Here is a 12,179-nt window from a genome sequence, read left to right on the forward strand (position 1 = left end):
TGAACCGATGACGTCTGGGGGTGGCCGCGGCTTTGGTAAAGATACTTTACCGCGCCTTGAACAGTGTCAGGGTTCTTCGTAAGCTCTGCGCCAAACACACAGAACGGAGATGCGGCATGACGGGCAGAATTGACAAGAGCGGTTTGCAGGTTGACCCCCGGCTGGTCACATTCGTCGAACAGTCCGCTTTGCCCGGAACAGGGGTTGCCAGCGATGTTTTTTGGTCTGGTTTCAGTGGGTTGGTGCACGACCTTGGACCAAGGAACCGCGATCTTCTGGCCAAGCGGGCGGCGTTGCAGGGGCAGATTGACGCTTGGCATCTGGCGCACCGTGGTCAGCAGCACGACGATGCCGCCTACGAAGATTTCCTGCGCGAAATCGGCTATCTTCTGCCCGATGGCCCGGCGTTCGAGATCGAGACGGATAACGTCGATCCTGAAATTGCACAGGTGCCGGGGCCGCAGCTTGTCGTGCCGATCACAAATGCACGCTTTGCACTGAATGCCGCGAACGCGCGCTGGGGCAGCTTGTATGATGCGCTTTATGGCACTGACGCCTTGGGCGATTTGCCCAGCGGCAAGGGGTACGATGCCGCGCGCGGTGCGCGTGTGGTCGCCTGGGCCAAGGCGTTTTTGGATGATGCCGTACCGCTGGCAGTGGGCAGCCACGCCGATGCGGCGGGATACCGTATCGAAGATGGTGCACTGGTTGCAGCGGTCGGGGACGGTGTGCCGCTGGCCGATCCGTCGCAATTCGTAGGCTATCAGGGCGCTGCCGCCGCACCTACTTCGATCTTGTTTAAAAACAATGGGCTGCACATTGACGTTCATGTTGATGATGCGCACCCGATTGGCCGTGATGACCCCGGCCATGTCAGCGATATCTGGCTTGAATCCGCTATGTCGACGATCATGGATTGCGAAGACAGCGTCGCCGCAGTGGATGCCGAGGACAAGGTGCTGGCCTACGGAAACTGGCTGGGCCTGATGAAAGGCGATCTGGTCGAAAGCTTTGACAAGGGCGGCAAGACTGTCACCCGCGCCATGAATCCCGACCGCAGCTATACCGCGCCCGATGGCGGCACGCTGACGCTCAAGGGGCGGTCGCTGATGCTGGTCCGAAACGTCGGCCACCTGATGACCAACCCGGCGGTTCTGGACCGCGACGGGAACGAGGTCGGCGAGGGGCTGATGGACGCCATGGTGACGACAATGATCGCAATGCACGATTTGCAGCGCGAGGGCGGCAATTCGGTGACGGGCAGTGTCTATGTCGTCAAACCCAAGATGCACGGCCCCGAAGAGGTCGCCTTTGCTGACGAGATTTTCACCCATGTCGAAGCGGCGCTGGGCTTGCCACGTAACACCGTAAAATTGGGCATCATGGACGAAGAGCGCCGCACCTCGGTCAACCTTGCCGAATGTATCCGCGCCGCGAAACAGCGTGTGGCCTTTATCAACACCGGCTTCCTTGACCGGACAGGGGACGAGATTCACACCTCGATGGAAGCCGGACCGATGATCCCCAAGGGCGATATGAAAAACACCGCGTGGATCGCTGCTTACGAGGACCGCAATGTCGACATCGGGCTGGCCTGTGGCCTTCAGGGGCGCGCGCAGATCGGCAAGGGGATGTGGGCAATGCCTGACCTCATGGCCGACATGCTGAAAGCCAAGATCACGCATCCGCGCGCTGGGGCGAATTGCGCCTGGGTGCCATCGCCCACAGCCGCCACGCTGCACGCCACACATTATCACAGCGTTGACGTGCTGGCGCGTCAAGACGAGATCAAGGACGGCGGCGCGCGTGGTACGTTGCGCGATTTGCTGACAATTCCCGTCATGGCGGGCCGCAATCTGGGTGCCGAAGAAATCACCCGGGAGATTGAAAATAACGCGCAGGGCATCCTGGGCTATGTTGTGCGCTGGGTCGATCAGGGCGTGGGCTGTTCCAAGGTGCCAGACATCCACGACGTTGGCCTGATGGAAGACCGCGCCACCTGCCGCATCTCGGCGCAGGCATTGGCGAATTGGTTGCACCACGGGCTGATCAGCAAAGCCGAGGTGCTGGGCGCGCTACAAAAGATGGCGGCGGTGGTGGACCGGCAGAATGCGGGTGATCCGCTGTATCAGCCTATGGCACCCGGATTTGACGGCATCGCCTTTCAGGCCGCCTGCGATCTGGTGCTCAAAGGTGTCGAGCAGCCCTCTGGGTACACCGAACCCGTGCTGCACGCGCGGCGGTTGGAGTTGAAGCGTCAGGCGGGGTAGCGGCGTCGCCGGGCAAGAGGTGTTGAGCCTGTAGCAATAGCACCCTATGTTGGCGGTAAATGACTATTGAGGTGTTTCATGGCCCGACCCGTCGTTGGCATTATCGGCAATTCCTACCTGTTGAACGATCAATACCCGGTGCACGCGGGTGGCCAGATGAACACCGTGGCCATATCGGCGGTGTCGGACTGCATCCCGCTGATCATCCCCAGTGATCCGCGCTATGTCAGCGTCGATGAACTGCTCGACGTCTGCGACGGGTTCTTGCTGACCGGCGGGCGGCCCAACGTGCATCCCGAAGAATACGGCGAGGCCGAAACAGAGGCGCATGGCGCGTTTGACCGGGCGCGCGACGCTATTGCGCTGCCGCTGGTACGGGCCTGTGTGGCGCGCGGCCAACCGGTGTTGGGCCTGTGCCGCGGGTTTCAGGAGGTCAATGTCGCTATGGGCGGATCGCTCTACCCCGAAATCCGCGATCTGCCGGGACGGATGAACCACCGGATGCCCCCCGATGGCACGCTGGAGGAAAAGTTCGAACTGCGCCACGATGTGACCTTTACCGAAGGCGGTGTTTTTCACCGCGTGATGGGGGCTGCCAAGGTGCGCACCAACACATTGCACGGGCAGGGGATCAAACAGCCCGGCCCGCGCGTTGTGATTGATGGCCATGCCGACGATGGCACGCCCGAAGCAATCTATATCGACGACGCGCCGGGCTTTACGCTGGCGGTGCAGTGGCACCCTGAGTGGGAGGCGGCGAAAGACCCTGTCTCCAGACCCTTGTTCGAACATTTCGGGGCTGCCGTGCGGGCCTGGGCCGCTGATGGCTCGGCGCTGCCGATGTTGACTGCCGCACAATAGCGCGGCATGGGGCGCTGCGCCGTCTGGGCCCCCGACCTCAGGCCAGCCGCCGTTCCTGTGTCGCGCGTGGAGGATGCGTAAGGTGCAGGGGGGCCGCACCACCCCGTGTGGTCAGATCGGGCATTTGTGCCGTGCCAAGGGCAAGGTCGCGGTGCAGCGAGGTAAATTGCCAATCCTGCGGGCGTGGGCATAGCCCGGCATGCACCGGGCTGAGATAGATCAGATCGCGATGGCGGGCAAAATCGGCGGCATCGCGGATCTGATGCTGCCAATATCGCCGCTGCCAGATGCCTTTTTCACCACGCTTGATCTGGGCCAGACTGCGGTGCGCAGGCATTGGCACCCCGCGCGAAAACCGCGATTTCCACATGCCGATGCGGTTGGGATAACCGCTGTCTCCAGCGGGCAGTGTCCAGATGGTATGGATCACATCGGGCAGCACGGCGATGGCATTTATCTGAAACGGGTGGCGCGCCAATGTCTCGCGCATCGCGCGGCGCAGCAGGGCGATACGCTGCACCAGCAGGTCACCGCCCCGCTCCGCCAGGCGGAGGGTCAGGAAATATGTGCCACCGGGGGTGCGTTTGGGGCTGCGTTTGGGAGCGTCGAAAGCCATGGCACCAGAGTGGCGCGGTTTGGTTAAGGCAAGCTTAACGCCGCAGAAAATGCCCCGCCGCTACATCTGCCCGCCGGCGATTTCAATGCACTGGCCGTTGATGCTGCCCGACCCATCGCCGACCAGCCAGGCCGCGGCGGTGGCCACCTCATCTGGTGTGATCAGCCGCTTGTGGCGGTTGGAGTTGATCATGATGTCGCGCGCCTTTTGCTCGGTCAGCCCGGCGCGTTTGGCAATCGACGCCGTGTTCCGCGTGACAATCGGCGTGTCGACATAGCCCGGACATAGGGCGTTAAAGGTATAGGGCTGGCCCATGTAATCTTCGCTCAGGGATCGGATCAGCCCGATCATCCCGTGTTTGGATGCCGAATAGCACGCCGCCCCCGGCAGGCCGCGCAACCCCGCCATCGACGACACCGCGATCACCCGGCCCCAGTCGGTCTGCCGCATCGACGTCAGGCTCTCGCGGATGGTCAGAAACGCCCCGTCCAGATTGGTGGCCATCATGTTGCGCCAGAACTCCAGGTCGGTCTTGTGCAGCGCACGCCCCTCGGCGATGCCTGCATTGGCGATACAGATCTGCACCGGGCCACGCGCCTCCACCGCCTGCGCGATCGTGGCCACCACGTCAGCTTCGTCGCGCACGTCCATTGCCATCCCGGTAATGCCGTCCCCCGCAACGGCGTCCAGTACCTCTTGCCGCCGCCCGGTGATGGTCACCTGCGCCCCTTTGGCGGCAAGGTCCTGGGCGATGGCCAAGCCGATCCCGGTTCCGCCGCCCGTGATAATCGCGTGTTTGCCTTTAACGGTCATAAAGCCTCCATTGTTTGGGGCATGGTTGCGCGGGTCAGCTCAAAGCGCAATCATTGTCGTGCTTTGACGGGGCGTCATTACGCGGTGATCGAGTCCGACGGCGGATCGCCGCGTGCTTTATCCGTCACAAATCCGGTCAGCGCATCGCGGCCACCTGTTGCCGCCTTGTCGCCGCTTCTGAATTCCCTCAAGAGGGGAAAAGGTAACCAGAAAACTGGACCCCAGACCTTAACAATTGGAGCAGTAAATGACCCCCCTGAATAGCTTTTCCCTTTTCCTCGCAGCCGGTGCGCTGCTCGTCTCGCAGCCTGCGCACGCCGTTGAAATTACTGGCGGATCGGTGGGGCTGTCGTATTCTGCCTTTGCTGACAACACCGATTTCAGCCGCCTTGGGCTCGACGGATCGGTTGAACTGGGTTTCAACCGCAATCTGAGCGTTCAGGCCGATCTGGGCTATAGCGATTTCAACGCCTCGGGGCTGGACAGCAAATCGCTGGGTTTGCACGGGATCTACCACATGGACGACGCGACCTCTTTTGGTGCGTTCTACACGATGGAAGACAGCGGCGGCGATGATCTGGATATCTTTGGTCTGGAAGCGGGTTTTGAAACCGGTGTCTGGGACTTCGAAGGATATCTTGCGAATGCCGACGGCGCGACCGACGATGCAACAATGGTCGGTATCATGGGCCGTTTCGAATTGGCAGGCGGCCTTGGCATCACTGGCTCCTACGATCGGCTTGATATGAATGGCGGCGATCTGTCGCGCACCGCGCTGCGGCTTGACCGTGACGTGGCACCCAACGCCAATATGTTCGTCGAAGTGGGGGCCGCCCGCGCCAGCGCTGCCGGGATGAGCAATTCCGAAGCCTTTGTCGGCTTTGGCGGCAAAATCTCGTTTGGCGCAGACCGGGGTGCGACCTTTAGCGCCCGTGACACCGCGCGCCTTGTGCCCGGCCTTTGATCTGATCACAGGTTCCAAGGGGCGTTGGCCCTTGTCTGGCGGCACGCATCATGCGTGCCGCCTTTCCTGTCCAAAAATGCGGCAGGAGCGTTGTTCTGAAATCCAATCCGATACGAAAAAACCGTCCCGCAGTCGGGCATAAACGACACTTTTGCTGCGTTAGCGCTGTCGGCCTGCTTGTACTATTGCTGCGCGCGCGCTATCGCTCAGCCTAACAAAGTTGCGCCTTTTGGGGGCAACTGGCCAGCATAGGGGATTCAGGGTTTGAAGATCGGCACACCGAAAGAGATTTTTGACGGCGAAAACCGGGTCGCAATGACGCCGGAAAGCGCGCTGCAATTGCAAAAACTGGGCCATGAATGTGTGATCGAAACCGGGGCGGGTGCCGCTGCCGGATTCGATGATGCAGCGTATCAAGCCGCAGGCGTCACCGTGGCCAAGACAACGGCCGCCCTGTGGAAAGCCGCAGATGTGATCGCCAAGGTGCGCGCGCCGTCTGATGCCGAGGTCAAACGCCTGCGGGCCGACCAGACGCTGATTTCCTTCTTCAACCCCGCCGGCAACACCGATCTGATGGAGGCCGCCGCCAAGAAAGGTGCCACCGTCATCGCCATGGACATGGTGCCGCGCATTTCGCGTGCCCAGAAAATGGACGCGCTGTCGTCGATGGCCAATATCGCGGGCTACCGTGCGGTGATCGAGGCGGGCAACAACTTTGGCCGCTTCTTTACCGGCCAGATCACGGCAGCGGGCAAGGTGCCCCCGGCCAAGGTGCTGGTTGTGGGTGCCGGTGTGGCGGGCCTTGCGGCCATTGGTACATCGACATCGCTGGGGGCTATTACGCTGGCCTTTGACGTGCGTCCCGAAGTGGCTGAACAGGTCGAAAGCATGGGCGCTGAATTTGTCTATCTCGACTTTGAAGAAGAGCAGGCCGACGGGTCCGCCTCTGGCGGCTATGCCTCTGTTTCTTCGCCTGAATTCCGCGAGGCGCAGCTGGCCAAGTTCCGCGAATTGGCCCCTGAGGTCGATATCGTGATCACCACCGCGCTGATCCCCAACCGCGAAGCGCCCGAGCTGTGGACCGAAGACATGGTCGCGGCGATGAAGCCGGGCTCGGTCATCATTGACCTTGCGGCGGAAAAAGGCGGCAACTGCAAGCTGACCGTGATGGATCAAAAGGTTGTCACCCCGAACGGCGTGACCATCATCGGCTATACCGATTTCCCATCGCGCATGGCGGCGCAGGCATCGACACTTTATGCCACCAACATCCGGCATATGCTGACCGATCTGACACCGGAAAAAGACGGCGTGATCAATCACAACATGGAAGACGACGTGATCCGGGGGGCCACCATTACCCACGCCAACGCCGTCACCTTCCCGCCGCCACCGCCGAAAGTGGCCGCGATCGCCGCCCAGCCCAAGAAAGAGGCGGCCAAGGTCCTGACGCCGGAAGAAAAGAAAGCCGCCGAAGTGGCCGCGTTCAAACAGGCAACCAAATCGCAGGTCACCCTGTTGGTTGTCGGGGCGGCGGTGATGCTGGTGATCGGTGCCTTTGCACCGGCCAGCTTCATGCAGCACTTTATCGTTTTCGCGCTGGCCTGTTTCATCGGCTTCCAAGTGATCTGGAACGTCAGCCACGCCCTGCACACGCCGCTGATGGCTGTCACCAACGCGATTTCCGGTATCGTGATCATCGGCGCGCTGTTGCAGATCGGATCGGGCAATTGGCTGGTGGTTTTCCTCAGCTTCATTGCGGTACTTATCGCCTCCATCAACGTGGTGGGTGGCTTCCTTGTGACACGGCGCATGCTCGCCATGTTCCAGAAATCTTAAGAAGGGGGCTGATCTGATGTTCTCACTTGGTCTGACCTCTGCCGCCTATATCGCGGCTTCTGTATTGTTCATCCTCTCGCTTGGCGGGCTGTCCAACCAAGAAAGCGCAAAACGCGCCGTCTGGTATGGCATAGTCGGTATGGGCGTGGCGGTGTTTGCCACGGTCTTTGGCCCCGGCACCTATAACGTCTTCCTGATCCTGATCGCCATCGCGGCAGGCGGCTATGCGGGCTACTACGTCGCGGGCCGTGTCCAGATGACGGAAATGCCGCAACTTGTGGCGGCGCTGCACAGTTTCGTGGGCCTCGCGGCGGTCTTTATCGGGCTGAATGCCGATATGATGCTGACAAGCGTGATCGCGCTGCGCGAAAGCGGGATCTCGATGGCTGATGCCCAGTTGACGGGCTTTGGCGAAAAGCTGTGGTACAAGGACGGCGTCGAAATCGCGATCCTCAAGGTCGAAGTTTTCCTTGGTATCTTCATTGGTGCCGTTACCTTTACCGGATCGGTCATTGCCTTTGGCAAATTGGCCGGCAAGGTCGATGGCAAGCCGACGCAACTGCCCGGTGGTCACATGCTTAACGCGGCGGCGCTGATTGTGGCGCTGGTGCTGGGTGTCATGTATTTCAACGGGGCAGGCATCTGGACGATGGTTCTGGTGACGCTGATCGCGGGCTTTATCGGCTGGCATCTGATCCTGGGCATCGGCGGCGCGGACATGCCTGTCGTGGTGTCCATGCTTAACAGCTACTCTGGCTGGGCGGCGGCGGCGATTGGTTTCACGCTGGGTAATGATCTGTTGATCGTGACCGGCGCGCTGGTCGGTTCTTCGGGTGCGATCCTCAGCTACATCATGTGCAAGGCGATGAACCGCAAGTTCATCAACGTGATCCTGGGCGGCTTTGGCGGCACCTCTGGCCCGCAGATGGCCGTTGAGGGCGAGCAGATCGCGATTGAGGCCGACGGTGTGGCACAGGCGCTGAACGATGCTGAATCGGTCATCATCATCCCCGGCTATGGCATGGCAGTGGCGCAGGCACAGCAATCGGTCAGCGAACTGGTCCGCAAGCTGCGCGCGGCGGGCAAGACGGTACGTTTCGCCATCCACCCGGTTGCGGGGCGTCTGCCCGGCCACATGAACGTGCTGCTGGCCGAAGCCAAGGTGCCGTATGACATCGTGATGGAGATGGACGAGATCAACGACGATTTCCCCACCACCGACGTGGCGATTGTCATCGGGTCCAACGACATCGTGAACCCGGCGGCACAGGACGATCCCAACAGCCCCATCGCCGGGATGCCGGTGCTGGAATGCTGGAAGGCCAAAACGGTGTTCGTGTCCAAACGCGGGCAGGGGACTGGCTATTCCGGGATCGAAAATCCGCTGTTCTTTAAGGACAACACGCGCATGTTCTACGGCGATGCCAAGGCATCCTTGGACAAATTGATCCCGTTGATCGACTGATCCCGTTTTCTTTTAAAGAAAACGGTCCGGAATTTTCAAAAAATTCCTGCACTGACTAGAAATGAAACACCCCACCGCAACCGGTGGGGTGTTTTGCATTTTAGGGCTTGAGCTGGAGCGTGCTCCAGCTTGTAGAGTTGATTCGTAGCACAAAAGGACAGGCCAATGCAGATAGGCGAAGTGGCGCAGAAATCGGGGCTAAGCGTGGATACCTTGCGGTTTTACGAAAAGATCGGGCTAATCGCCCCGCCGATGCGCAATGATGCAGGTCGCCGGATCTATGGCGCGGACGTGCTGGGCTGGATCGGCTTTCTGGAACAACTCAACGCTACCGGTATGAAACAGGCCGACCGCGTGCGCTATGCCGCCCTGCGCCAGCAAGGCGACAGCACCCTGCGCGCCCGGCGCGAGATGCTGGAGGCACACCGGGAGGTCATCGCGCAGAAACTGGCGCTGATGCAGGACACAATGGCGCTGATGGACCGCAAAGTGGCGGCCTATCACGCGCTGGAAACCCAATCAAAAGGATGCACACAATGACTGAAACAAACCTGGACCGCGCCCGTGCCCATATGGCCAAGATGAACCCCGGCCTGGAGGAGGTGCTCTCGGCACGCTATGACGCGGCGGTGCCGGGCATGGCCGAAAGCCTGATCGAATGGGCTTATGGTCGGCACTATACCCGCGAGGGGCTGGACAGCCGCACGCGGCAGCTTTGTACTGTGGCGGCGCTGACGGCAATGGGCGGGCAGACCGGGCCGCAGCTAAAGATCAACATCGTCCACACGCGCGCGGCGGGCGCGAGCGAACGCGAGATACTGGAAGCGATCTGGCAGATGTCGGTTTATGCCGGCCTGCCGGCTGCGATTAACGGGTTGAATGCGGCATTGGAGGTATTTGCCGAAGATGCAGCGGCCTAGAATTGGGTTCGGTATACATCCGTACACTGCAACCTGCTGAAAGATATTGATTTTTTATCTGTTCTTGAACAAAAACTTGTCTATGGTCACTGTTTAACGCGCAACCACTCCAGCGGAACGCAGCTATGGCCCCGATCAAAGACCACCCGCAACGACTTGCCCTGACCGGGGAATTGCACGCGCGCCCGTTTCCACAGATCTCCGCCCCTTCGCGGGTGGCGTTTCTGGCGGTCAAGCAGGGGGCAGGCAGCGCGCCTGAACCCGGTGCCGAGCAGGACCAGCTGAACCGGTTGCTGGACCACTACGGCGCGCCGCGTGCGGATGCCAGGGCCACGCATTACTACGGCGAGCTGGGTCGCTTTGTACTGAAATGGGAGCAGCATACTGAATTTGTCACCTACACGGTGTTCTATGAGGCGGGGCAGACGCGCCCCTTTGACCCGGTGGATTTCGACGTCTTTCCTGACGTGTGGCTCAGCGGCACGCAGGGCGAAAGGATCACCTCGGCCTTGTTGACGGTCATGGCCAAACCCGCCGAAGAGGCCGCCATCGCAGCACACCTGCGCGACTGGTTCGTGCCAGAGAGTCTGGCAGTGGCGGATGTGTTGGATGGGGCCGCCGTGGTGGCGAGCGATTTTCGCGTTGATCCCGCCGGGCATCTGCGCATCGCGCTGTTTGCTGATGCCAGCACCGGCGCGCGGCGCATCGGGCGCATCGTGCAGCGCCTGTGCGAGATTGAGACGTATAAGGCGATGTCGATGCTGGGCTTTATGCAGGCCCGCGCCATGGCCGCGCAGCTCAGCGATTATGACCTGCAACTGACCACGCTGATGGGCGACATGCGCGGCGGCTCTGGCACCGCAGCAGAGGACACGCTGCACGCGTTGCTCGACGTTTCTGTGGCGCTCGAGACGTTGACGGCGCAGACGGCCTACCGTTTTGCCGCAACAGGGGCCTATGAGGCAATTGTCTATCAAAGGATCGCGGCGCTGCGCGAGGCGCGGTTCATGGGGCGGCAGGGCTTTGGAGAGTTCATGATGCGCCGCTACGAGCCTGCGATGCGCACGGTGAAATCCACCGAAACCCGGCTACAGACCATATCGGCGCGCGCCCTACGGGCCGCTGACTTGCTGCGGACGCGCGTGGATGTAGAACGCTCGGCGCAGAACCAGGCAATTCTGGCCAGCATGGACCGGCGCGCCGACCTTCAACTGCGGCTACAGCACACGGTTGAGGGGCTGTCGGTGGTCGCAATCAGCTACTATGCCGTTTCTTTGGTGGGCTATCTTCTGTATCCACTGGCGGCGTATTTTGCAGTCAGCAAGGGGGTGCTGACCGCTGTTGTCACTCTGCCGGTTGTACTAAGTGTGTGGTGGATGTTGCGCCGTCTGCGTCGGCGGATCGGCTGAGCAGCGCCTGCATGGCCAGCGCACCAAGCGCGATCATCACAATCGCCTCAATCGCCGCCAGCGACAGCGTCGGCACACCTGACAGACCCGCGCCCAGCGTACAGCCGCCCGCCAGCACACCGCCGACGCCCATCATCGCAGCACCGGTCAGGTAGCGACCGGTCTGGCGAGGGGCGTCAAAGCTCTGCCACTGAAACTCTCGTGACAGCAGGCTTGCCAACAGCGCGCCAACAAATACACCACCCAAAAGCCCGGTGCCAAAGCCTGCGGGGATCGAGGAACTGGCGATGCTCCAGAACAGGGTTTCGGCAGATGGCGAGGTAAAGCTAAGGCTTTCCATCGCGATTGGGTCAAATTCGTCAAACAGGATGAACCCGGTACCGACCCATGCCAGCGGCACCAGTAGGCCAATCGCGCCCGCCATCACCAACTGCCCCGCACGATTGCCCGAGCGCAGCGCATAGACCAGCGCCGCCACTGCGATCACGCCCGCCCAGATCAAGGCACCGCCGGGCAGGGCGGCAAGGCTGACATTCTCGCCCAACTCAACTGTAACCGATCCCAGCGCGACCCGCAGCGGGGCCAACACCCCCTTGAGCGTGGCATGGGCGACCACGGCAAAGACCAGCACCACAAGTGCCGCACGCAGGTTGCCACTGCCGCTCAACACCGTCAGCCGCGAAATGCAGCCGCGTGTCAGCACCATGCCCGCGCCAAACAGTAGCCCGCCGATTGCAATCGCCAGAACCGGCACCGCGCTGGCCATAAAGCGGTGGTCGTCAAAGTTGATCCAGCCTGCCACCACGGCGGCCTGCGTGCCGATCACGGCAAAGGCAAGCGCCGTCAGCCAGACACCCAGCGCCTGCTTGCGGTCGTCGCCCACAAGGCTGCGGCGAAAGCAAAAGCGCGTCCGCTGTGCCAGCACCCCAAAGGTCATGCCAATCACCAGCGCCAGCAGAACAGAAATCTGTCGGGCAGTGGTCTCTTCAAAGCCAAAGGACTCAAACATCAGGAAAACCCTC

Annotated in this window: 11 protein-coding genes; 8 read left to right on the forward strand and 3 right to left on the reverse strand. The window is 61.2% G+C overall.

The annotated features are described in order from the left end of the window. Nucleotides 1-116 precede the first annotated feature (116 nt). Together AC1965_RS06410 and AC1965_RS06415 are read left to right on the forward strand one after the other, a co-directional pair. Nucleotides 117-2,270, forward strand: a complete 2,154-nt coding sequence (locus tag AC1965_RS06410; RefSeq protein WP_483886456.1) for a malate synthase G — start codon at nt 117-119, stop codon at nt 2,268-2,270. A gap of 78 nt (nt 2,271-2,348) precedes the next feature. After that, nucleotides 2,349-3,131 (forward strand): gamma-glutamyl-gamma-aminobutyrate hydrolase family protein, encoded by a 783-nt coding sequence (locus tag AC1965_RS06415; protein WP_483886457.1) that lies wholly within the window; start codon nt 2,349-2,351, stop codon nt 3,129-3,131. Nucleotides 3,132-3,168: 37 nt separating this feature from the next. Here AC1965_RS06415 and AC1965_RS06420 read toward each other — a convergent pair whose 3' ends face one another. Together AC1965_RS06420 and AC1965_RS06425 are read right to left on the reverse strand one after the other, a co-directional pair. Then, nucleotides 3,169-3,747, reverse strand: a complete 579-nt coding sequence (locus AC1965_RS06420; RefSeq protein WP_483886458.1) for an REP-associated tyrosine transposase — start codon at nt 3,745-3,747, stop codon at nt 3,169-3,171. 60 nt (nt 3,748-3,807) lie between these two features. After that, nucleotides 3,808-4,560: an SDR family NAD(P)-dependent oxidoreductase gene (locus AC1965_RS06425; RefSeq protein WP_483886459.1), complete on the reverse strand. Its 753-nt coding sequence runs from the start codon at nt 4,558-4,560 to the stop codon at nt 3,808-3,810. 247 nt (nt 4,561-4,807) lie between these two features. Here AC1965_RS06425 and AC1965_RS06430 point away from each other — a divergent pair, with 247 nt between their 5' ends. From AC1965_RS06430 to AC1965_RS06455, 6 genes are all read left to right on the forward strand, one after another. After that, nucleotides 4,808-5,524 (forward strand): hypothetical protein, encoded by a 717-nt coding sequence (locus AC1965_RS06430; protein WP_483886460.1) that lies wholly within the window; start codon nt 4,808-4,810, stop codon nt 5,522-5,524. Nucleotides 5,525-5,788: 264 nt separating this feature from the next. Beyond that, nucleotides 5,789-7,363: a Re/Si-specific NAD(P)(+) transhydrogenase subunit alpha gene (locus tag AC1965_RS06435; protein ID WP_483886461.1), complete on the forward strand. Its 1,575-nt coding sequence runs from the start codon at nt 5,789-5,791 to the stop codon at nt 7,361-7,363. A gap of 16 nt (nt 7,364-7,379) precedes the next feature. Then, nucleotides 7,380-8,828 (forward strand): NAD(P)(+) transhydrogenase (Re/Si-specific) subunit beta, encoded by a 1,449-nt coding sequence (locus tag AC1965_RS06440; RefSeq protein ID WP_483886462.1) that lies wholly within the window; start codon nt 7,380-7,382, stop codon nt 8,826-8,828. Nucleotides 8,829-8,993: 165 nt separating this feature from the next. Then, nucleotides 8,994-9,368, forward strand: a complete 375-nt coding sequence (locus AC1965_RS06445; protein WP_483886463.1) for a MerR family transcriptional regulator — start codon at nt 8,994-8,996, stop codon at nt 9,366-9,368. Next, on the forward strand, nt 9,365-9,748 hold the full coding sequence (locus AC1965_RS06450) for a carboxymuconolactone decarboxylase family protein (RefSeq protein ID WP_483886464.1): 384 nt from the start codon (nt 9,365-9,367) through the stop codon (nt 9,746-9,748). Before AC1965_RS06445 ends, AC1965_RS06450 begins: the two co-directional genes overlap by 4 nt. Before the next feature lie 125 nt (nt 9,749-9,873). Continuing rightward, the gene (locus AC1965_RS06455) at nt 9,874-11,157 is read left to right on the forward strand and encodes a DUF3422 family protein (protein ID WP_483886465.1); all 1,284 of its coding nucleotides are present in this window, start codon (nt 9,874-9,876) and stop codon (nt 11,155-11,157) included. Here AC1965_RS06455 and AC1965_RS06460 read toward each other — a convergent pair. Beyond that, complete coding sequence (locus AC1965_RS06460; RefSeq protein ID WP_483886466.1) at nt 11,093-12,166, reverse strand: YeeE/YedE family protein; 1,074 nt, start codon at nt 12,164-12,166, stop codon at nt 11,093-11,095. The two genes, AC1965_RS06455 and AC1965_RS06460, sit on opposite strands and share 65 nt — an antisense overlap. Between the last annotated feature and the right edge of the window lie 13 nt (nt 12,167-12,179).

Source organism: Sulfitobacter sp. KMM 9851 (assembly GCF_057178245.1).

Coding starts and splice junctions, on each gene's coding strand:
- AC1965_RS06455 (WP_483886465.1), top strand. CDS start 9,874: ATGGCCCCGATCAAAGACCACCCGCAACGACTTGCCCTGACCGGGGAA.
- AC1965_RS06450 (WP_483886464.1), top strand. CDS start 9,365: ATGACTGAAACAAACCTGGACCGCGCCCGTGCCCATATGGCCAAGATG.
- AC1965_RS06430 (WP_483886460.1), top strand. CDS start 4,808: ATGACCCCCCTGAATAGCTTTTCCCTTTTCCTCGCAGCCGGTGCGCTG.
- AC1965_RS06425 (WP_483886459.1), bottom strand. CDS start 4,560: ATGACCGTTAAAGGCAAACACGCGATTATCACGGGCGGCGGAACCGGG.
- AC1965_RS06445 (WP_483886463.1), top strand. CDS start 8,994: ATGCAGATAGGCGAAGTGGCGCAGAAATCGGGGCTAAGCGTGGATACC.
- AC1965_RS06415 (WP_483886457.1), top strand. CDS start 2,349: ATGGCCCGACCCGTCGTTGGCATTATCGGCAATTCCTACCTGTTGAAC.
- AC1965_RS06440 (WP_483886462.1), top strand. CDS start 7,380: ATGTTCTCACTTGGTCTGACCTCTGCCGCCTATATCGCGGCTTCTGTA.
- AC1965_RS06410 (WP_483886456.1), top strand. CDS start 117: ATGACGGGCAGAATTGACAAGAGCGGTTTGCAGGTTGACCCCCGGCTG.
- AC1965_RS06460 (WP_483886466.1), bottom strand. CDS start 12,166: ATGTTTGAGTCCTTTGGCTTTGAAGAGACCACTGCCCGACAGATTTCT.
- AC1965_RS06420 (WP_483886458.1), bottom strand. CDS start 3,747: ATGGCTTTCGACGCTCCCAAACGCAGCCCCAAACGCACCCCCGGTGGC.